21 protein-coding genes are annotated in these 21,005 nt (G+C 61.7%); 9 read left to right on the forward strand and 12 right to left on the reverse strand.

Going from position 1 to position 21,005, the window contains the following annotated elements:
- Positions 1 to 117: 117 nt before the first annotated feature.
- On the forward strand, positions 118 to 918 hold the full coding sequence (locus tag ASE36_RS12540; protein WP_062279772.1) for a creatininase family protein: 801 nt from the start codon (positions 118 to 120) through the stop codon (positions 916 to 918).
- A gap of 11 nt (positions 919 to 929) precedes the next feature.
- Here the strand turns inward: ASE36_RS12540 and ASE36_RS12545 are convergent, their stop codons facing one another.
- Entirely contained in the window at positions 930 to 1,883 is a 954-nt protein-coding gene (locus tag ASE36_RS12545; protein ID WP_062279774.1) for a LysR family transcriptional regulator, read from the reverse strand.
- Between the two features lie 179 nt (positions 1,884 to 2,062).
- Here ASE36_RS12545 and ASE36_RS12550 point away from each other — a divergent pair, with 179 nt between their 5' ends.
- The 6 genes from ASE36_RS12550 to ASE36_RS12575 all read left to right on the forward strand — a co-directional run bounded on the left by ASE36_RS12550 (position 2,063) and on the right by ASE36_RS12575 (position 8,741).
- On the forward strand, positions 2,063 to 3,079 hold the full coding sequence (locus ASE36_RS12550; protein WP_062279776.1) for an ABC transporter substrate-binding protein: 1,017 nt from the start codon (positions 2,063 to 2,065) through the stop codon (positions 3,077 to 3,079).
- A gap of 258 nt (positions 3,080 to 3,337) precedes the next feature.
- Positions 3,338 to 4,156 carry an ABC transporter ATP-binding protein gene (locus tag ASE36_RS12555; protein WP_062279778.1) on the forward strand — a complete coding sequence of 273 codons (819 nt, stop codon included), beginning with the start codon at positions 3,338 to 3,340 and terminating at the stop codon, positions 4,154 to 4,156.
- The gene (locus ASE36_RS12560) at positions 4,156 to 4,950 is read left to right on the forward strand and encodes an ABC transporter permease (RefSeq protein ID WP_062279781.1); all 795 of its coding nucleotides are present in this window, start codon (positions 4,156 to 4,158) and stop codon (positions 4,948 to 4,950) included. The genes ASE36_RS12555 and ASE36_RS12560 overlap by 1 nt, the downstream gene beginning before the upstream one ends.
- Positions 4,950 to 6,263: a cytosine deaminase gene (locus tag ASE36_RS12565; protein ID WP_062279783.1), complete on the forward strand. Its 1,314-nt coding sequence runs from the start codon at positions 4,950 to 4,952 to the stop codon at positions 6,261 to 6,263. The genes ASE36_RS12560 and ASE36_RS12565 overlap by 1 nt, the downstream gene beginning before the upstream one ends.
- A 2-nt stretch (positions 6,264 to 6,265) precedes the next feature.
- Positions 6,266 to 7,678, forward strand: coding sequence for an FAD-binding oxidoreductase (locus ASE36_RS12570; RefSeq protein ID WP_062279785.1), 1,413 nt, complete (start codon positions 6,266 to 6,268; stop codon positions 7,676 to 7,678).
- A 481-nt stretch (positions 7,679 to 8,159) separates the two neighbouring features.
- Positions 8,160 to 8,741, forward strand: a complete 582-nt coding sequence (locus ASE36_RS12575; protein WP_062279787.1) for an NAD(P)H-dependent oxidoreductase — start codon at positions 8,160 to 8,162, stop codon at positions 8,739 to 8,741.
- A gap of 85 nt (positions 8,742 to 8,826) precedes the next feature.
- Here the strand turns inward: ASE36_RS12575 and ASE36_RS22865 are convergent, their stop codons facing one another.
- The 7 genes from ASE36_RS22865 to ung form a co-directional block, all read right to left on the reverse strand.
- The gene (locus tag ASE36_RS22865) at positions 8,827 to 9,144 is read right to left on the reverse strand and encodes a hypothetical protein (RefSeq protein ID WP_062279789.1); all 318 of its coding nucleotides are present in this window, start codon (positions 9,142 to 9,144) and stop codon (positions 8,827 to 8,829) included.
- An 82-nt stretch (positions 9,145 to 9,226) separates the two neighbouring features.
- Positions 9,227 to 9,625 (reverse strand): DUF1236 domain-containing protein, encoded by a 399-nt coding sequence (locus ASE36_RS12585; RefSeq protein ID WP_062279791.1) that lies wholly within the window; start codon positions 9,623 to 9,625, stop codon positions 9,227 to 9,229.
- A gap of 148 nt (positions 9,626 to 9,773) precedes the next feature.
- Positions 9,774 to 10,163, reverse strand: coding sequence for a RidA family protein (locus ASE36_RS12590; RefSeq protein WP_062279794.1), 390 nt, complete (start codon positions 10,161 to 10,163; stop codon positions 9,774 to 9,776).
- A 15-nt stretch (positions 10,164 to 10,178) separates the two neighbouring features.
- Positions 10,179 to 11,075, reverse strand: coding sequence for a DMT family transporter (locus tag ASE36_RS12595; protein WP_062279796.1), 897 nt, complete (start codon positions 11,073 to 11,075; stop codon positions 10,179 to 10,181).
- Between the two features lie 29 nt (positions 11,076 to 11,104).
- Positions 11,105 to 12,532: an aldehyde dehydrogenase family protein gene (locus ASE36_RS12600; RefSeq protein ID WP_062279798.1), complete on the reverse strand. Its 1,428-nt coding sequence runs from the start codon at positions 12,530 to 12,532 to the stop codon at positions 11,105 to 11,107.
- A gap of 110 nt (positions 12,533 to 12,642) precedes the next feature.
- Positions 12,643 to 13,920, reverse strand: a complete 1,278-nt coding sequence (locus tag ASE36_RS12605; protein WP_062279801.1) for an NAD(P)/FAD-dependent oxidoreductase — start codon at positions 13,918 to 13,920, stop codon at positions 12,643 to 12,645.
- 138 nt (positions 13,921 to 14,058) lie between these two features.
- The gene (ung, locus tag ASE36_RS12610) at positions 14,059 to 14,763 is read right to left on the reverse strand and encodes a uracil-DNA glycosylase (protein WP_062279804.1); all 705 of its coding nucleotides are present in this window, start codon (positions 14,761 to 14,763) and stop codon (positions 14,059 to 14,061) included.
- Positions 14,764 to 14,928: 165 nt separating this feature from the next.
- On the opposite strand from ung, the gene ASE36_RS12615 reads away from it, so the two are divergent.
- On the forward strand, positions 14,929 to 16,119 hold the full coding sequence (locus tag ASE36_RS12615; RefSeq protein ID WP_062279806.1) for a ceramide glucosyltransferase: 1,191 nt from the start codon (positions 14,929 to 14,931) through the stop codon (positions 16,117 to 16,119).
- 79 nt (positions 16,120 to 16,198) lie between these two features.
- Here the strand turns inward: ASE36_RS12615 and ASE36_RS12620 are convergent, their stop codons facing one another.
- The 3 genes from ASE36_RS12620 to ASE36_RS12630 form a co-directional block, all read right to left on the reverse strand.
- Positions 16,199 to 17,770: a GMC family oxidoreductase gene (locus ASE36_RS12620; RefSeq protein ID WP_062279808.1), complete on the reverse strand. Its 1,572-nt coding sequence runs from the start codon at positions 17,768 to 17,770 to the stop codon at positions 16,199 to 16,201.
- A 100-nt stretch (positions 17,771 to 17,870) separates the two neighbouring features.
- Positions 17,871 to 18,401 (reverse strand): twin-arginine translocation signal domain-containing protein, encoded by a 531-nt coding sequence (locus tag ASE36_RS12625; RefSeq protein WP_062281337.1) that lies wholly within the window; start codon positions 18,399 to 18,401, stop codon positions 17,871 to 17,873.
- A 122-nt stretch (positions 18,402 to 18,523) separates the two neighbouring features.
- Positions 18,524 to 18,919, reverse strand: a complete 396-nt coding sequence (locus tag ASE36_RS12630) for a VOC family protein (RefSeq protein WP_062279811.1) — start codon at positions 18,917 to 18,919, stop codon at positions 18,524 to 18,526.
- A gap of 233 nt (positions 18,920 to 19,152) precedes the next feature.
- Between ASE36_RS12630 and ASE36_RS12635 the strand changes: the two genes are divergently transcribed.
- Entirely contained in the window at positions 19,153 to 19,461 is a 309-nt protein-coding gene (locus ASE36_RS12635) for a ribbon-helix-helix domain-containing protein (protein ID WP_062279813.1), read from the forward strand.
- Between the two features lie 80 nt (positions 19,462 to 19,541).
- Here ASE36_RS12635 and ASE36_RS12640 read toward each other — a convergent pair whose 3' ends face one another.
- Positions 19,542 to 20,873: a dicarboxylate/amino acid:cation symporter gene (locus tag ASE36_RS12640; RefSeq protein ID WP_156378642.1), complete on the reverse strand. Its 1,332-nt coding sequence runs from the start codon at positions 20,871 to 20,873 to the stop codon at positions 19,542 to 19,544.
- Positions 20,874 to 21,005 lie beyond the last annotated feature (132 nt).

The following is a 21,005-nucleotide window of genomic DNA, read 5'->3' on the forward strand; positions in this document are numbered from 1 at the left end:
ACAGGGACGCCGCGCCTCGCGCATCCAAAAAGGCAGCGGCCTGCACTGATTATGATGCTTTTCGAAGCCCGCTGTTTTGCCTTATCCGTCGATAAAACGAGACAACAAGGCGCGGCCATGGCGAAACCCTTCTTCTGGAATGAATTGGTGACGACGGATTTCGCCGCTCTGTCCCCCGACACCACGATCGCCATCCTGCCGATCGCCTCGACCGAACAGCATGGACCGCATCTGCCGATCGCAACCGACGTCGCGATTGCCAGTGGCATGCTAGCGGAACTGAAGGTCCAGCGCCCTGACGACCTCGATTTTCTCGTCCTGCCGACCCAGGAAATCGGCAAGGCCAACGAACATGTCTACGGCCCCGGCAGCCTCTCTTTCGGCCCGGAGATCCTGATCCCCGCCTGGACGGCAATCGGCGCCAAGGTCGCCGAAGCCGGCATGCGCAAGCTGGTCATCGTCAATTCCCATGGCGGCAATGTCGACGTCATGAGCATCGTCGCCCGCGAACTGCGCGTCCGCCACCAGATGGCCGTCGTTTCCACCCAATGGGGCCGCTTCGGCAATCCCGACGGCATGATCTCCGAGCACGAGAGCCGCTACGGGATTCATGGCGGCGAAGTCGAGACCTCGCTGATGCTGCATTTCCGCCCCGAACTGGTGCGCATGGAGAAAGCGCAGAATTTCGTCTCCAAGGCCGAGGAAATCCGCGCGAACTCGAAATTCCTCACGCCGCTACCGCCCCATTCGCTGGCCTGGATTGCTCATGATCTCAATCCGCATGGCGTGGTCGGCGATGCCTCCAAAGGCACAGCGGAAAAGGGCGAAGCCATCTGCAAACATCAGGTGGCCGGCTTCATCGAACTCCTGCGCGACGTCGCCGCCTACCCCCTGTCGAACCTCTACACGCCCAACTGAACACCGCCATATCACGCGCTTCCGCGAATGCTTTCAGGGATATGGCCCCGATCCTTGAGATCCTGGACCAGCACAATCAGTTCCTGCATCAGATATTCGATGAAGAGGCTGGTGGCCGAATCGAGCGTGGCCCGCGCCCGTGCAAAGAGCTTCATCGGCTGATGGCGCACATGCGCCTCGGTGAGCGGCCGGAACACCAGCTCGCCACGCCGGCATTCGGCAAGCGCGTCGAGCGGATTGAGCAGCGTCAGCCCGGTGCCGGCCTTCACCAGCTGCTTCATCAGTTCGGATGAATTCGTCTCCACCACCGGATCGACCGGCAGCGGTAGAGGCGCAAGCGCCAAGTCGATGATATTGCGCAGGCTGGTGCCCGATTGCGCCAGGATCAGCGGCTCCTGCACCACCTCGACGAGGTCGATCGGCCCCTCCTCCAGCGCCAGCCGATGCCCCGGCGGCAGCACGACGCCGACAGGCACATCGAAATTGGCAAGCGTGCGGATGCCGGGCGTCGCTGGAATGTTGAAACCGAGTCCGACATCCACCTCGCCTGTCAGCACCGGGTTGATCGTCGTTACCCCGCCATCGCTGCGCAGCTTGATCTGCACCCGCGAATGCTTGGCGATGAAGCCGGCGAGGATTGCCGGCAGCGGCCCGGAGGCGAGCCCGACGGTGGTCACCAGCGACACCTTGCCGATTTGTGGCGTCTTCAGACCCCTGAGCCGCCCCTCCAGCCGCTCGTAGTTCTTCAGCACCTCGCGAATATGCTCGACGCAGAGTTCGCCGGCGGCCGTGAGACGCAAGCCCTTCGGCAGCCGCTCGAAGATCGGCGCCCCCAGTTCTTCCTCCAGCGCCAGGATCTGCCGATTGACCGCAGACGAGGCAACATTCAGCCGCGCCGCCGCCTTGCGGATCGAGCCACATCGAACAATTTCATTGATATAGACAAGCTTTCGGGAGTGAAGCACGAGACCTCCGCTGCGCAAAATTTAATCATGCCGCATCACTATGCAGCATTCTCGCGAGCAGTGCAAAAAAGGCATCGATGCGGACGAATTTTGATGCTTTTCAAGACGCATGCCACCCGCTCAAATGCCGGAAAAGGGAGCCCGAAAACGGGCCCTGGAACGGAACAGGGGAACGATCAATGCGCGACACGCTCACCAAGACAAGTCTTCTAGCCCTTTTCGGCCTTAGCGCCGCGCTGGCCTCGACCACGACGGCCTTCGCACTCGATGAGGTAACCTACGGCACCAACTGGCTCGCCCAGGCCGAACATGGCGGTTTCTACCAGGCCGTCGCCGACGGCACCTATGAGAAATACGGCCTGAAGGTCACGGTCGTCCAGGGCGGCCCGCAGGCCGCCAACCGCGCGCTGCTGATCGCCGGCAAGGTAGATTTCTACATGGGCAGCCCGCTTGGCGAAATGGACGCAGTCAAGGAAGGCATCCCGCTGATCGACGTCGCCGCGATCTTCCAGAAAGACCCGCAGGTCCTGCTCGCACATCCCGACCAGGGCATCGATAAATTCGGCGATCTCGCCAAGCTCGATAGCATCTTCATGGGCAAGGACGGTTACGTCACCTATTACGAGTGGATGAAGAAGAACTTCGAGGGCTTCACCGACGAGAAGTACAAGCCCTACACCTTCAATCCCGCCCCCTTCATCGCCGATCCGAAGTCTGCCCAGCAGGGTTACCTGACCTCGGAACCCTATGAAATCGAGAAGCAGGCCGGCTGGGCACCCAAAGTCTTCCTGCTCGCCGACAACGGCTACAACCCCTATTCGACGATGATCACCACCACGGCGACCATGCTCGAAACCAAACCGGATGTCGTCCAGCGCTTCGTCGATGCCTCGGCCGAGGGCTGGTACAACTACCTCTACGGCGACAACAAAGCCGCCAACGACCTCATCAAGAAGGACAATCCGGAAATGACGGATGGTCAGATCGAATACTCGATCAAGAAGATGAAGGAATACGGCATCGTCGAATCCGGCGAAGCGCTGGAAAAGGGCATCGGCTGTATGACCGACGAAAAGTACAAGGCCTTCTTCGACGCCATGGTCCAGATCGGCGTCCAGCCGGCCGACCTCGACTACAAGAAAGCCTACACCACCCAGTTCGTCTGCAAGGGCGTGGGGATGGCGCTGAAGAAGTGATTTCCCACCTCCCCCTTGAGGGGGAGATCGCAGCAAAGCTGCGGGTGGGGGTGATCGCTGTAGCGGACAGCAAAGCCCCTCCCAAACCCTCCCCACAAGGGGGAGGGCTTAAACCAGTCGGCACCGCTTTCGCTTCAAGGGAAGCGAGCGGTTGCTACGGGTCCTCTCCCCCCTTGTGGGGGAGATGGCCGGCAGGCCAGAGGGGGGCTTTTTACCCGCTGGTACTGCCGTACAGCATTCCTTCAAACCGAGTATCGCATGGCTGAGATAGACCCCATCACCCCGCCGCCTCCCGAACAGCGCCGCGCGCTGGTGGTGATGAAGGACGTGTCAAAGGTCTTTTCCAGCGGCACAGTGGCGCTGACGGAAATGTCGCTGACCGTCAACGGCGGCGAATTCGTATCGCTGCTCGGCCCCTCCGGCTGTGGCAAGTCGACGGCGCTGCGCATCATCGCGGGCCTCGGGGACACGACCTCGGGCACGATCGACTGGCCAAGCTCGCGCATCAATTCCAAGGGCCTGCCCGACGGCGATATTTCCTTCGTCTTCCAGGAGCCGACGCTGATGCCGTGGGCAACCGTCTTCGGCAATGTCTACCTGCCGCTGAAGCTACGGGGCATCTCGAAACACGCGGCTTACGATGACATCATGGCAGTGCTGACCCGCGTTGGCCTTCGAGATTTCGTCGATGCCTATCCGCGCGAATTGTCGGGCGGCATGAAGATGCGCGTCTCGATCGCCCGCGCGCTGGTCACCAAGCCGAAACTTCTCCTGATGGACGAGCCCTTTGCGGCGCTGGACGAGATTACGCGCCAGAAGCTGAACGATGATGTCCTGAAGCTCTGGAAGGAGACCGGCATCACGGTCATCTTCGTCACTCATTCCGTCTTTGAAAGCGCCTATCTCTCCAGCCGCATCGTGGTGATGAAGGCAAGGCCCGGCCGGGTGCATGCGGATTTCCCGCTGCAAACCAGCCTTGACCGCGACGCCTTTTATCGTACCTCGGAAGAATACCGCCAGGCCTGCGAAACCGTCTCCAAGACATTGATCGAAGCCATGGGCGGGGAGCATCACTGATGTCCGGACCGGCCGAAACCCTGCTAAAAATCCTCGTGCCCATCCTTGTCGTCTGTCTGCTGATCATCATCTGGCAGGTCGGCGTCTGGGTCTCGGGCGTGCCACAATACATTCTCCCCGGCCCGATCGCGGTCGCCGGTGCCCTGTTCAGGGACTGGGGCACGCTGTCGCCGGCGCTCTGGGTCACCACGAAGATCACCCTGATGTCGCTGGGGCTGGCGCTTTTAGGCGGCGTCGGCATCGCCGTGGCCCTCGTCCAGTCGAAATGGATCGAGATCGCCTTCTACCCGATCACCGTCATCCTGCAGGTGACCCCGATCGTTGCGATCGCGCCACTGATCCTGATCTACTCCCCCTCGACGCAGGTGGCCCTCCTCATCTGCGCCTTCCTCGTCGCCTTCTTCCCGATTCTCTCCAACATGGTGCAGGGCCTGAAGAGCGTCGATCATAACCTCTTGAACCTCTTCGACCTCTACGGCGCCTCCCGCTGGCAGACCCTGCTCTACCTGAAGCTCCCCGCCTCGCTCCCCTATTTCATGACGGGCCTGAGGATCGGTGGCGGCCTCGCGCTGATTGCCGCCGTCGTTGCCGAATTTGCCGCAGGTTCGGCCGGCGCCGGTTCGGGCCTTGCCTTCCGCCTGCTCGAGGCCCAGTTCCGTCTCAACATTCCACGGCTCTTTGCCGCCCTCTTCCTGCTCTCCTGCCTCGGCGTCGTGATTTTTGCCATTACCTCCTTCATTTCCTGGCTGGCGCTGCATCGCTGGCATGAAAGCAGCCTGAAACGAGAAAACTGATGTCGAGCCCGGTCACCGCCCTCCCCGCCGCCAAGCGTTTTGTCCTTGCAAATGCGACGCTGCCGGACATCTGCGTCGATGGTGTAGAAGCCCCCGCCTGCGAGGGCCTGATCAGCGCCGACATCGTGGTGGCGGACGGCAAGGTCGAGGCGATCCTGAAACCCGGCGAGGCCCCATCAGGCCTGCCCTCGACGGATCTGCGCGACGGCATGGTTTGGCCGACCTTCGTCGACATGCACACCCATCTCGACAAGGGCCATATCTGGGACCGGAGGCCCAATCCGTTAGGCGATTTCATGGGAGCGCTAGAAGCCGTGAAAGCCGACCGGGAGGCTCGCTGGACGGCTCAAGACGTCAAGGCTCGCATGGAATTCTCCCTGCGCACAGCCTATGCCCATGGCACCAGCCTGATCCGAACCCATCTCGACAGCCTGGCGCCCCAGCACCGCATCTCTTTCGAGGTCTTTGCCGAAGTGCGCGATACCTGGGCCGGCAAGGTCGATCTTCAGGCGGCGGCTCTCTTCCCCTTCGACCAGATCACCGACGAGGCCTTCTTCAAGGATCTGGTCGAGGTCATCGTCGCCAACAAGGGCCTGCTCGGCGGCGTCACCTATCTGATGCCGGGCCTCGACGAAAAGCTCGACATCCTCTTCCGCACCGCGTTTGAAAAAGGCCTCGACATCGACCTGCATGTCGACGAGACGCAGGACAAGGAAACCCTGACGCTGAAGACCATTGCGGAAGCCAAGATGCGCAATCGCTTCGAGGGATCCGTCACAGTCGGCCATTGCTGTTCACTCGCCCGCCAGGATGACGATCTGGCGAAACGCACCATCGATCTCGTAGCGCAGGCCGGCCTCTCCGTCGTCTCGCTGCCAATGTGCAACATGTATCTGCAGGACCGTCACCCGAGCCGCACACCCCGCCAGCGCGGCGTCACGCTCTTCCACGAATTGACGGCCGCAGGCGTCGCGACCGCCGTCTCCTCGGACAATACCCGCGACCCATTCTACGCCTATGGCGATCTTGACCCCGTCGAAGTCTTCCGCGAGGCGGTCCGCATCATCCATCTCGACCATCCGCTCGACACCGCCGCCCGCGTCGTCACGCGCACGCCGGCCGACATTCTGAAGCGCCCCGATCATGGCCGCATCGCCGTCGGCGGCAAGGCCGATCTCCTCCTCTTCAGCGCCCGCCGCTGGAGCGAATTCCTCTCCCGTCCGCAGGCCGACCGCATCGTGATGCGGAATGGCATGGGCATCGACCGCAGCCTGCCGGATTACCGCGAACTTGACCCGTTGCTTGGAGTTTAGCCATGGCTGACTACGCCAAAATCAAGGAAGAATTGGCCGGCATCGCCGTCGAGGACAATCCGGCGCTCGTCAAACAGAAGAGCCGCGACTTCTATTGGTATTCGCCGATCCTGAAGGCCGAGCTGGACAATGTTGTCGGTGACCTCATCGTTTCGCCGACCACGGAAGAAGAGGTGATCCGGGTTCTGAAAGTGGCCTATGCCCATGGCGTGCCCGTCACCCCACGCGGCGGCGGCACCGGCAATTATGGTCAGGCCATGCCGCTTTCGGGCGGCATCGTCTTGAACCTGATCAACATGAACAAGGTGAAAGAGATCCTGCCCGGCCGCGTCATCTGCGAGCCCGGCATCATCATCTCCGAGCTCGACCGCCAGACAAAGGAACATTCCGGCCAGGAATTGCGCTTCCATCCCTCGACCAAGCAGACCGCCAGCGTCGCCGGCTTCATCGCCGGCGGTTCCGGCGGCGTCGGCTCGATCACCTGGGGCGGGCTTCGCGATCTCGGCAATATCCTGCGCCTGCGCGTCGTCACCATGGAAGCCGAGCCGCGTGTGCTCGAACTTTCCGCCTGGGACCTGCAGAAGGTTTCCCACGCCTATGGCACCAACGGCATCATCACCGAAGTCGAAATGCCGCTTGCGCCTGCTTACGACTGGGTGGACGTCATCGTCGGTTATGACGAGTTCATGGACGCGGTGAAATTCGCCGATGCGCTTGCCCACAAGAACGGCATCCTCTTGAAGGAGGTCGCCCCGATCGCAGCGCCGATCCCTTACGACTACTTCACCCGCCACAAGCCCTGGCTCAAGGAAGGCCAGTCGGTGGTGGTGCTGATGGTCGCCCCCCATTCGATCGAACCTTTCCTGGCCTTTGCCGAAAAAATGAAGGGCGAGGTCCGTTTCCGCTCCGACACGGTCGAAAGCATGAAGGGCATCCCGCATGCCTTCGAGCTCACCTGGAACCACACGACGCTGCGCGCCCTGAAGGTCGATCCCACGATCACCTATCTCCAGGTCCAGTATCCCGGACCCGACCATGTCGAGAAGGTCCGAAAGATGACCGAACTCTTCCCCGACGAGGTCATCGGTCATCTCGAATTCATCAAGTTCGACGGCCACATCCAATGCGCCGGCCTGCCGCTGGTCCGCTACACCACCAGGGAGAGGCTCGAAGAGATCATCCGCATCCACGAGGAAAACGGCTGCCCGATCTTCAACCCGCACCGCTATACGCTGGAAGAAGGCGGCATGAAGCAGACCGACCAGGTCCAGCTTGCCTTCAAGAAGGAAACCGATCCGAAGGGGCTCTTGAACCCCGGCAAGATGATCGCCTGGGAGAACCCGGATTTCGATTTCTCGGCGGGCAAGAACTATCTGTTTCCCGGTCTGGAGGTATTTGCGGAGGCTGGGGAATAGGGGGCGGGCCGGGTTTGGCCTCGCTTTGGTAGGCGTCTGGGTACCCCCCTCTGCCCTGCCGGGCATCTCCCCCACACGGGGGGAGAGCGGGATGGGCCGGCGCCTTGCACAAACGCCACCGTTGAAGATGCGGCTACGATATTTAGACATGACACACTTCCAGCAGGATTTCGTCATTCGCAACGATTGAAGGAATGAAGCCTGCGCGCCCATCCGCTCTCCCCCCGCGTGGGGGAGATGTCCGGCAGGACAGAGGGGGTGCCGCACATTCAAGAGACAAGGAACCAGCCCAACCGCCACTCATACCCCATTCCGAAGGTACTCCCAGCCGACCCCACCGGCTCATGCAACACCTGACATGGCATCCCCCATCCCTCGACATCGGCGGCGAAGGATCAAGATGCTGGGACAAACGGCGCGGAAGTTTTCAACTGGACCCCGACCGCTCGCGCGGCGGGCAACGACTTGGAGCTTTTGACACATGCGCGTACTCGTTCTCCACTCCCATCCCCTCGAAGAGAGCTTCGGCCGGGCGCTTTACAAGCTCACCTGCGAGAGCCTGGAAAAGGCCGGCCACGAAGTCGACGGCTGTAATCTCTATGAGGAGGGCTTCGACCCGGTGCTCTCAGCCCATGATCGGCGCGTCTACCATGACATTCCGGATAACCTGACGCTGGTGAAGCCCTATGTCGACCGTTTGCTGAAGGCGGAAGCGCTCGTGATTGTCACGCCTGTCTGGAACTTCGGCTTCCCGGCCATGCTCAAGGGTTATTTCGACCGCGTCTGGCTGCCCGGCGTCTCCTTCGACCTGGTGGACGGCAAGCTCACACCAACACTCCGCCACATCAGGAAACTCGCAGCCGTCATGACCTATGGCGCCACCCCGATGCGCGCCTTTCTCGCTGGCAACCCGCCGAAGAAGATCGTCAAGCGCGTCATCCGCGCCCAGATCAAGATCGGCGCGCCGGTCAAATATCTCGCCCATTACGACATGAACAACTGCACGGAAGACACCCGCGCCGCCTTCATGGCCAAGGTTCGCCACGAGATGGAGAATTTCTGACTGAGAACTACCGACACCCCAGACATGCAAAAGGCCAGCCTCATGAGAGACTGGCCTTCGTTATTATAGCGACGGCTGCCCGAGATTACGGGGTGGTTGCCGGCGGGGTCGACGGAGCAGGCGTTGCCGGATCAGCGGCCGGCGGGGTCGCAGGCGCGGTGGTTGCGGCCGGCGGCGTAGCCGGAGCCGTGTCACTTGCTGCAGGCGGGGTTGCCGGCTCGCTCGTAGAGGTCGCAGGTGCGGTCGTCGTATCGGCGGTATCACGGTTGCCGAACACGAAGAAGGCCGCAGCTGCGATCACGACGATCAGCAGGATTGCAATGCCCCAGCTTGCGCCGCTCATGCCAGCATTCTGGGTCACGTTCGGGCGCGTATCGAGGCGGGGATCAGGACGTTGGTCCATGGTGTAACTCCTTGGGGTATGGGCGGTGCGCATGTTCGCATGCGTCACCGACCGGATTGATCAGATCGATCAGAAGTGTGGATTACTGAACCACACCAACGACCACATAGGTCTGCGGATCGACGATCACGCGCTGGTTGTTGACCACGGCATAGGCATATTTCGGCTGATCCGGGATCGGGGTCAGGACGACCTGCTGCGGCAGGGGTTCACCGACAGCAACCTGCTGTTCGATCACCACCGGCTGGGCCGGAATTGGCTGCTGCTGGACGTAGGTCACGACCGGCGGCGGCGGCGGGGCAACGGCTGTACCGGCAATCGCGCCGACGACGCCACCCACGGCAGCACCCACTGGACCGCCAACAATTGCACCGGTTACAGCGCCACCGGCAGCACCGGTGACAGTGCCTTCCTGGGCGAGGACGGGCGACGCGATCGAACCAATTACCAAAGCTCCGAGAGCAAGAATCTTCGTCTTCATGGCTTCATCCTTTCCGTTTGACTGCCATTGACGACAAGAACACTCGGAGGGAGGAATTGTTCCGCTGATGGAGAAAGCCTAAGACACGAAGAAAAAGGCGTTTTTGTCCAATATAGAGCGAAAATATGGCGAAGATGACCGCAGGTTGTCACACGACCCTGGCGGCCGTTACTTCCACTTCAACAAGGAATTCTGGGCGGGTGAAGCCGCCGACGACCAGCAGCGTCGAGACCGGTTTCGGCTCCAGCGTGTATCGATCGCGCACCGCCATATAGGCCGGAAAGTCCTCCCGTTTGATGACGAAGCCGGAGATGCGGATGACATCGGCAAAGCTCATACCGGCCTCTTCCAGAATGGCGGAGATCGCCTCGAAACACAGCTCCGCCTGTCCGGTCACGTCAGCCGGAATGCTGTCGTCAGGCCGGATGCCCAACTGACCCGATGTCACCAGAAGGCTCGCTCCCGGCGGCACCAGCAGACCGTGGTTGTACTGGCCGAAGGGTTTGCGGACAGAGGACGGATTGAAGCTGCGTTTCATGGCGCTCGGCCTTTCTCAGGGCAGCGGCGCAGCAGGCGCCGAACGGTTGCGTTGCACTTCGTAGAGGATATGGCCGAACAGTGCGGCAAGCACGATCGGCCCGCCGACCAGCGTCCCTGCCGACGGCACCTCGCTCAGCACCAGCCACACCCAGAGCGGCGTCAGCGGCACTTCGAGCGCGGTCAAAAGGCTCGCGTCGGCCGCAGGCAGGCGGCGGGTGGAGCCCGTGTAGAAGATCAGGCCCATGGCATTCTGGACGATGGCAAAGACGATGATCAGCCTGAGGTCGACGGCGGCGACCGTCAGCGGCGCGGCAAACCAGAAGGTGACAAAGGAACAGAGCCAGGCGGACCCCGCCATCGCCGGCAGCATCGGCACCTCGCGATGCTTGCGCATCAGCGTCGCCATGCCTGCGACGCAGAGCGTCATGATCGCGGCGAGAAATTTGCCGAACAACCCGCCGCTCTCCCCATGAGCATCGGTCAGCATCACCAGCACGCCGACCAGCGCCACGCCACTGGCGATCAGTGTCGAGCGGCTGGGTCTCTCGCCAATGAAGACGAAGGCGACGGCCGCCGTCACGAAGGGCACGGTGGCATAGATCACCATCGCATCGGCAATCGCCGTGTAATACATCGAGCCGATGCCGGTCACCATGCTGGCGGCAGAAAAGATCATCGTCCAGACGCTCGGCCAGCCCATGCGCCTGAGAATGCCGGGAACCCGGCTGCGCTCGAGATAGACGAAGAACAGGAAGACGCAGGTACCCGAGAAGAGCCCGCGCCAGAACAGCATGGTCATCAGATCCGTGCCGATATGACGGATGAAAAGACCGGACGACGACCAGGCCAGCGCCGAGATGGCACCGTAGACGAGGCCGAAACGGTATTGGCGGGGATCGTCGAGGCTCATGGCAGGGGCGTCATTCCGGGCATGCTGCGTCAGCTGCCATAGCCGACGATGCCCTTGATCTCTAGGAAGTCGTGGATGCCCCAGTCCGCATATTCGCGGCCATTGCCCGACTGCTTGTAGCCGCCGAAAGGTGCCATCGTGTCCCAGTCCGGGTAGTTGAGATAGACCGAACCCGCCCGCATCCGGGCCGCCACCCGCCGCGCATGCGCCAGATCCCCGGACTGGATATAGGCCGCCAGCCCGTAGACGGTGTCGTTGGCAATCTCGATTGCCTGCTCTTCGGTCTCGTATGACAGGATCGACAGCACCGGGCCAAAGATCTCCTCGCGCGCGATGGTCATGTCGGGCGTGACATGGCCAAAGATGGTGGGGCGAATATAATAGCCACGATTGAGATTTTCCGGCCGGCCCGGACCACCGGTGACGAGCAGCGCTCCCTCCTCAATGCCGGTTTCAATCAGCCGCTGGATCTTGTTGAACTGAACCTCGCTGACGACAGGTCCGAGAACCGTGCCCTCGGCCCGGGGATCGCCGACCGTATGCGCTTCCGCCGCTTCGCGGGCAATCAGCAGTGCCTCGTCATGCCATTCGGCCGGCACCAGCATGCGGGTCGGCGCATCACAGGATTGGCCGGAATTGCCGAAGCATCCCTCGACGCCCTTGCGCACAGCGGTCTCCAGATCGGCATCGGGCAGGATGATATTGGCAGACTTCCCGCCCAGTTCCTGCGCCACGCGCTTGACGGTATCGGCTGCCGTCTTCGCGACAATGATGCCGGCGCGGGTCGAACCGGTGAACGAGACCATGTCGACATCCGGATGCCCCGCCATGACCTGACCGACATCGGGGCCGCGCCCCTGCACGAGGTTGAACACCCCCTTCGGCGTCCCGGCAGCCTCCACCACTTCGGCAAAGATGACACCGGAAATCGGCGCAATTTCCGACGGCTTCAGCACGACCGTACAGCCCGCTGCAATCGCGGGCGCAACCTTGCAGACGATCTGGTTGAGCGGCCAGTTCCAGGGTGTGATCAGGGCACAGACGCCGATCGGCTCGCGCACCACAAGCGTCGAGCCTCGCAGCTCGGAAAACTCGAATTCTGCGAAGGCAGCTATGGTCGATTCCAGATGCGCGCGTCCGGCCCAGGCCTGGGCCTCGCGGGCAAAGCCGATCGGCGCCCCCATCTCGCGGCTGACCGCCTGGGCGATATCCTCATAACGCTCGTTATAGATCTCGAGGATCCGCTTGAGCAGCGCCAGGCGCTCGGCGTGCTCGGTCACGGAAAATGTCGCGAAGGCCGCTTTCGCGGCGGCAACCGCCCGATCGACATCCCCCTTGCTGCCGATCGAGATCTGCGTGAAGGCTTCCTCAGTCGAGGGGTCGATGACGTCCAGCAGCGCCGGCACCATCGGGTCGACCCATGCGCCGTCGATAAAGAATTTCAGATGGTTGGACATCGAGCCTCCAGGGCGGACAAAAGAATTGACGGATCACTATTGGTGATGCGGCTCAGGACTGCAAGCAAGGCTGCGTTGCAGCCAAGGCTATCCCCAACCATGCTTGCATTTCAGCGTTCCAGGCTATCCAGCAAACGGTACCAGGCCACATGGGCCGCGACACCAATGCATCGGAACCGATGAAACGGGATCGGGCGAAGCGGCGTGACCGGCAGCGGCAGCACCCGCGCATCGCCGGATGCAGCATAGGCGGCAAGGCTTGGGCCGAGCGCTGTCATCAAGCCGATGCCGCGCCCCTGACAGCCCGCGACCATGAACAGTCCCGGCGCCGGTTCGTGCACATGCGGCAGATAGTCCGGCGTCATGGCAACCCGACCGAACCAGCGATGGGTTACAGGCACGTCCCGAAGCGCCGGAAATAGCCGCAGCATCGCCCGCTCCAGATGGGCCCAGTCTTCCGCGGAACGCGGCTCGCGCATCGGCCCGCGCCCCCCCACAACGAGGCGGCCATCCGGGCTGCGCCTGTAATAGACGAGAATCCGCCGGCTGTCGGACACGGGCTGTCCGCCCGGCAGCACTTGGTCCAGCAGGCTACTCGGCAAAGGGGCGGTGGCGATCTGGAAGGAATGCAGCCAGACCAGGCTTTCCGCGAGGCCGTTAACAAGAGTGCCCGAAAAGGCATTGGTCGCGACCAGCACCTTCCTGGCGAGAAGCGTCCGTCCGCGATCGGTGGAGGCCGCCCACAAGGACCCGCGCTGGTGCAGGCTGGTAACCGCCTCGTTGAGCAACAGACCGGCACCGGACAGGGTGGCAAGGTGCGCCAGTGCGAAGACCAGCGCCAGCGGATTGACCATCCCGGCCCGCCGGTCGAGCCATCCCCCGCAATAGCCTCGGGCTCCGGTCAAAAACGCGACTTCCGCCGCATTGAGCATCATGACATCGGCGCCGCGCTTTCGCCATTGCCGGTTTCGCTGGACGGCCGCCTGCACCGCCGTCTGCGTATGGGCTGCAAGGATCCAGCCGTTCCGCTGATGCTCGACATCGAGACCTTCGCTATGGATCAGGTCGAAGACCGCATCGGCCGTGCCCGCGGAAAAATCGACAAGCCTTTGCCCCGCCTCCTCGCCCAGCAACTGGCGGAGCGTTTCCGGATCATGCTTGAGACCCGGGATTACCTGACCGCCATTGACGCCGGAGGCACCGTCCCCGAGCCCCCGCGCCTCGATGACCTGAACCTTCAGCCCCTGACGCGCCGCATGATAGGCCGCCGACAACCCCTGATAGCCGGCGCCGATCACGAGCAGGTCCACCTGGCCCTCGATAAACCCGAACGTCGGCATGCTGGCAGGGCGGCGCCACACGGGCAAACCCGGCAAGGAAGGGATCATGCAGAGAACCTGAAAAGGAACGAAAGAATGGTCTGATTTTGACGATCGTTATTGAGAAATCCACTAACGTCCGGCTGTAAAAGCCGAACTATAGTGAAAATATCATGTATTTCTAACGTATAGTCTTCACTCTACTAATTAAGCGGCTGTTGAAACAGGTTGTTCCGGTAGTTTCCAGTCGATGGAAAGCAGACCTTTGGCTTCAAGATAGGCATTGGCCTTCGAGAAATGACGGCAGCCGAAGAACCCGTTATGGGCCGACAGCGGCGACGGATGCGGCGCCTTCAACACCAAGTGCCGGTTGCTATCGACAAAGGCCGCCTTTTTCTGCGCATAGGAGCCCCACAGCAGGAAGACGACGTTTTCGCAGTCATCATTGACTCGGCGGATGACCTGATCGGTGAACTGCTCCCAGCCACGCCCTTGATGAGATGCAGCCCGCGCCTCCTCTACCGTTAAAACGCTGTTGAGCAGGAGCACCCCCTGCTCTGCCCAGTGTTCGAGAAAACCATGCCGCGCCGGCGCAATCCCCAGATCGCTCTGCATTTCCTTGTAGATATTGACGAGCGACGGCGGGATGCGCACGCCCGGCTGCACGCTGAAGCACAGACCATGGGCCTGACCCGCACCGTGATAAGGATCCTGGCCGAGGATCACCACATTCACCTGATCAAGTGGCGTTAGATCGAGTGCGCGAAAATATTCCGACCCCTTGGGAAAGATGTGCTTGCCGGCCGCCTTTTCCGCCTTCAGAAAATCCTTGAGCTCCCGCATATAGGGTTTGTCGAACTCATCCCCGAGAGCCGCTTTCCAGCTGTCTTCGAGCTTCACCTCTGCGGCCATCCTCGTCTTCCTTTTACCTGCCATGCAACAGAAGGATAAAGTGCTGCGGGGCGCGGATGTCAACGTGACGGCAGTTCACGCGACGTCGGCAATCAGCGACAGACTGCTTTCGCCGAACTGTCACACTCGGATGTTATCGGTGGCCACCGTTTCCGAGGATGCGCCATGACACTGCTGATCTGGTTTGCCGCGACCGCCCTTGTCGTCCAGCTGGGCAGCGTTGCCCTGGCACTCGTTTGGCGACAGCGCAACCGCACGGGCAGCGACCATCTGGCCACGCGGCCACCGGTGACCCTGCTGCGGCCCATCTGCGGCGAGGAAAACAATCTGGAGCGCTGTCTTGCCTCCTCCTTCACGCTCGACTGGCCGACATACGAGATCATCTTCTGCGTGGCCGAGGAAGGCGATCCAGCCGCCGCAACCGCTCGGCGCCTGATCGAAAAGTATCCCCAGGTTCCCGCCCGCCTGCTCATTGGCGAAGACCGCATGAGCGTCAATCCGAAGATGAACAATCTCGTCAAAGGCTGGCGCTCGGCCAGGCATGACTGGATCGTGCTCGCCGACAGCAATGTGCTGATGCCGCCGGACCATTTCACCCGGATGTTGTCCCGCTGGGATGAAGAAACCGGCCTCGTCTGCTCGCCCCCCGTCGGCACCGAGCCGCAAGGCTTTGGCGCCATGGTCGAGAGCGTCTGGCTGAACAGTTTTCAGGCCAGGTGGCAGCTCCTCGCCGATAGCATGGGCTTCGGCTTTGCCCAAGGCAAGTCGATGTTGTTTAACCGCCACCTGATGAGCGAACTGGGCGGCTTCGAGCGCCTCGGCGAGGAGGTCGCCGAAGATGCGGCTGCGACCTTGCTCGTCCGCAATGCCGGCCTCACCGTTCGCCTCGTCACCCAGCCGTTCGAACAACCGCTCGGCCGCCGCAACTTGTCCGCCGTCTGGAAGCGGCAGCTGCGCTGGGCGCGCCTGCGTCGCGCTTCCTTCCCGCTCTATTTCCTGCCGGAAATCCTGACCGGTGCCGCCCTGCCGGCCACTGCCGTCATTGCCCTGTCGATCACGGGCGCTCTTCCCCTACTGGCAGTCCCGGTTTACCTCGCCCTCTGGTATGGCGCCGAGGCATTGCTCTCCCGCGCCTATCAGTGGCCCAATGGCGCGCGCGCCCTGCCCGCCATGCTGCTGCGCGATCTCGCCCTTCCAGTGCTCTTCGTCGCCGCCTGGTTCGGCAACGGTTTCGTCTGGCGCGGCAATGCCATGACGGTCGCCGAGGACCGCCCGCCTTTGCCGAGGCGTCTGCGCACAGCGGTTCGCCGCACCACCGACAAGGCCCGTGCCTTCGTCACCACCCGCACCTCCTGATACCAGACAAAAAGCCGGGCGGCGTAGCCACGAAAGGCTACCACCGCCCGCAGGGAGGTTCGGGTAATGTCGGGATGGATCAGATCGTGCCCTGGCCCATCTGCTCGGCGATGTAATCTGCCTGACGGATCGCCAGCGACACGATGGTCAGCGTCGGGTTTTCCGCCGCCCCCGTGGTGAACTGGCTGCCATCCGAGACGAACAGGTTCTGGATGTCGTGCGTCTGGCCGTGTTTGTTGACCACGCCGTCCTGCGCCTTCTCGCTCATGCGGTTTGTGCCGAGGTTGTGCGTCGACGGATAGGGCGGCGTCGGGAAGGCACGGTGCGCACCGACGGCTTCGTAAAGGGCGACACCCTGCTTGTAGGCATGATTGCGCATGGCAATGTCGTTCGGATGATCGGTGAACCACACATCCGGGATCGGCATTCCATATTTGTCTTTCAGCTCCCCATGCAGCTTCACCGCATTCTGCTCCTGCGGCATGTCTTCGCCGACGATCCAGAGACCGGCCATATTCGCGTAATTGTCGAGCGCCGAGGTGAAGGAGCGGCCCCAGCCACCCGGATCGAGGAAGGCTGCCATGAAGGGCAGGCCCAGCGACAGCGTCTCGAACTCATAGCCACCGACGAAACCGCGCGACGGATCGTGGCGTGCCTCGTCTCGGATGATGCCGGCCATGGTCGTGCCGCGATACATATGAACAGGCTTGTCGAACACGGCATAGACCGAACCGGTCGTGTGGCGCATGTAGTTCTTGCCGACCTGGCCGGAAGAATTGGCGAGACCATCGGGAAACTTCGAGGAGGCGGAGTTCAGCAGGAGCCGCGGGCTTTCGATCGAATTGCCGGCAACACAGATGATGCGGGCCTTCTGGCTCTGCAGCTTGCCGTCCTTGTCGGCGTAAACGACGGCCGTCACCTTGCCGCTCGCGTCATGCTCGATCTTGACGACATGGGAATTCGGCCGCACTTCCAGCTTGCCGGTCGCCTCCCCCTTCGGGATTTCGGTATAGAGCGTCGACCATTTGGCGCCCCATTTGCAGCCCTGGAAACAGAAGCCCGTTTGCTGGCAGGAGATCCGATCGTCGCGATCGGCGGAATTGATCGCCATATTGCCGGTGTGACATTCCTTGTAACCCAGCTTGTCCGCGCCGGCCTTCAACACCTTGAAATTGTTGTTGCCCGGCAGACCCTCGATGCCGTTGGTGCGGGTGACCCCCATCTTGTCTTCGGCCTTGGCATAGTAAGGTTCGAGATCGGCAAGCGTGATCGGCCAGTCGAGCAGATTGGCGCCTTCGACCTTGCCGTAATTCGTGAGAGTCTTGAACTCGTGCTCCTGGAAGCGGAGCGAAGCACCGGCCCAGTGGGTGGTGGTGCCGCCGACGGCCTTGACGATCCAGGCCGGCAGATTGGGAAAATCCTTGGACACGCGCCAGCCGCCGCCGGTCGTGCGATGGTCGAGCCAGGCGAGCTGGGCAAAGCTGTCCCACTCGTCGTTGATGAAGTCTTCGTGCTCGATGCGCGCACCGGCTTCGAGCACGACCACGTCGATGCCCTTCTGGGCAAGTTCGTTGGCAAGCGTGCCGCCGCCTGCACCGGAACCGATGATGACGACCACGCTGTCGTCGTTGAGATCATAGGGCGCTGCCATGTTTTCCTCCCGGGAAAATCAGTCGATAGGGTAAGCGCCGCCGTTCCCATCTGCGATGGGCCTCCTTCCGGCGACGATGAATGCGTGTCTTTAAGGTCGCTCAGAGCCAGGTGATGTCGTTGAACCCGCGCTCGATATAGCCGCCCTTGGAATAGGACTCGCCCTCGTAGCCGAAGATCGGCCAGATCTCCTTCTGGTTATAGAGGCTGACCACGAGGTCGCCGCGCACCGCCTGGAAGAAGGGCGTCGTCTCGATATCGCGCAGGATCGCCACGCGCTCATCCTCCCAGCCAAGACCACGATAGCCACCGGCACCGGCTCGTTTGTCGAGATCGGCAATGCCGTCTTCGATCAGTAGCTTGTGCTTCTCGTCTTTCGCCGCCATCGTGTCCTGGCCCTTGACGGCTGCCGCATAGAAGCGGTCGGCGAGCTGGTCATGCGGATAGATGTCACGCGCCATTTTGATGAGCGTCGCAAGCGTGTCCGGCTTCAGCGCCGAGGCCTCCAGGCCCCAGGCCTGCTCGGGACAGATGACCGCCGTGCCCGTGATCATCAGCACGGCACCCGCCGCACCCGTCTTCAGCAGCTGACGGCGGGACATGCCGCCGGTCTTGTCGAGTATCGTAACCACGTCATTCTCCTCCCATGAGATGATGCGCGACGGCATGCTGCCGTCACCGAAGGCTGGCGCGAAACCGCGCCCGCCGGCTGCAGGATGTGAGACCAGGAGCTCCTCTTCCCCCGGTCGCACGATCATTTGTAGCGTCCGTGCCGCTGCAGGACCTCGATCTTGTATCCGTCCGGATCGGTGATGAAGAAGAACCGCGCGAGCAGCGCCCCATCCCGGTTGAACTCGACGATCTTGTTCGGGTTCAAGCCGAGATCCGTCAGCCGTTGATGCTCGGCATCCAGATCCGACACGCTGACGGCAAGATGGCCATAACCGTTGCCGAGGTCATAGGCCTCCTCGCGGCCCTTGTTGACCGTCAGTTCCAGCTCGAATTCGCTCTCCGAATTGCTCAGATAGATCAATGTGAAAGTATCGAAGTCGAGACGGTCCGCGATCTCCAGCCCGAAGGCTTGGGTGTAGAAGGAAAGCGAGCGCTCCTCCTCCAGGACGCGGATCATCGAATGTATCATTTTCGCCAATGGGCTCTCCTTGCAAACTGACAGATGTCATGGTGAGAGAATGTCGTGATTTGCCCAATGGCGGGTAGCAGCCCATTACCGCAGGAGAATTATTTCAGCCTCGCGGACCGACATTCTTCACAGCCAAGCGAGGCAGTTTAGCGAATAGCGAAATTGACCAAGGGGGCCGCCCGCAACATAATGGGAGAAAATCAGAAGACTGCGCCATAAACCAAATCAGGGAGGAGCATGCCATGTGTGAAGTCTTTGCGGGACAGGATCCGGGACGCTACCGTGCGGTCAACCGCTCGGTCCGCATTGGAGGCCATTCCACCAGCATCCAGCTGGAAGCCGCATTCTGGGTGCTGATCGACGAGATTGCCGCCAGCCAGAATTTCTCCACCTCTCGCTTCCTCTCGACGCTTTATGACGAGGCGCTGGAGATCAACGGATCGGTCTCCAACTTCGCCTCTCTGCTGAGAACGAGCTGTCTGATCTATCTGATGAGCAAGGCCCAGCATCCGGGCGAGCGTCAGGAATTCCACATCATCGCGGCCGAGTAAGCTTAAAACAGAAAACGCGTCCCGACAGGTGCCGGGCCGCGCTTCAGTTCCGCACGCCGTCTTGGGTCGGCGCGGAAAGATTATTCCGCGGGCTGCAGGGTCGGCTGAAGGTCACCCTCTTCCAAAACCTTGCCGCCGAGTGCGGCATGGAAAAGCGTCTCGTCAAGCTCCCCTTCCCAGCGTGCGACGACGACGGTTGCGACAGCATTGCCGATGAAGTTGGTGATGGCGCGGCATTCCGACATGAACCGGTCGATGCCGAGGATGAGCGCCATCCCGGCAATCGGCACCGACGGCACGACCGAGAGCGTGGCAGCCAGCGTGATGAAGCCGGCGCCGGTGATCCCGGCAGCACCCTTCGAGCTCAGCATGGCGACCGCGAGCAGCAGGATCTGCTGGCCAAGCGACAGATGGATATCGGTCGCCTGGGCGATGAACAGCGCCGCCAGCGTCATGTAGATGTTGGTGCCGTCGAGATTGAAGGAATAGCCGGTCGGGATCACCAGACCGACGACCGAGCGCTTGCAGCCAGCCTTTTCCATCTTGTTCATCAGGCCCGGCAGGGCGGCTTCCGAAGACGATGTGCCGAGAACGAGAAGCAGCTCTTCCTTGATGTAGCGGATCAGCGACAGGATCGAGAAGCCGTTGTAGCGGGCAACAGCACCCAGAACCACGATGATGAACAGGAAGGACGTGAGGTAGAAGGTCCCAATCAGGAAGGCGAGATTGGTGACCGAGCCGATGCCATACTTGCCGATGGTAAACGCCATGGCACCGAAGGCACCGATCGGTGCAGCCTTCATCAGGATGGCGACCAGCTTGAAGACCGGTGCGATGACCGCCTGGAGAAAATCGGTGACCGGCTTGCCACGCTCGCCGACGAGCGCCAGCGAAATGCCGAACAGCACCGAGAAGAACAGCACCTGCAGGATGTCGCCATCGGCAAAGGCGCCGACGATCGTCGTCGGGATGATGTTCATCAAAAAGCCGACGACGGTCGAGTCATGCGCCTTTTCGGTATAGGTCGCGACGGCCTTGGCGTCGAGGGTCGCCGGATCGATATGCATGCCGGAACCCGGCTGGACGACATTGGCGACGACGAGGCCGATGATCAGCGCCAGCGTCGAGAAGGTCAGGAAGTAGAGCATCGCCTTGCCGGCGACGCGGCCGACCTTCTTCATGTCGGTCATGCCGGCAATGCCGGTCGCGACCGTCAGGAAGATGACCGGGGCGATGATCATCTTGACGAGCTTGATGAAGGCATCGCCGAGGGGCTTCAACTGCGCGCCGATCTCAGGATAAAAATGGCCGAGCAGGATGCCCGCGGCAATAGCCGCAAGAACCTGGACATAAAGATGCTTGTAGAAGGGCTGCCGCCCCGTGGGCGCGTGCCCTGCGGTATCGATCTGCATGATTTCCTCCATCGTCGCCCTGACGGAACGAGTTCCGCCCTCCCGGGCCGTTGCTGCACGTTAAGGCAGCCCATTGCCGCCTGACATTCTGGGTCAGCAAGCAGCGTGCCAGTCTCAGAGATGTCCGATAAC

The sequence above is a fragment of the Rhizobium sp. Root274 genome (genome assembly GCF_001429245.1).
In the GTDB taxonomy this organism is placed as follows: domain Bacteria; phylum Pseudomonadota; class Alphaproteobacteria; order Rhizobiales; family Rhizobiaceae; genus Allorhizobium.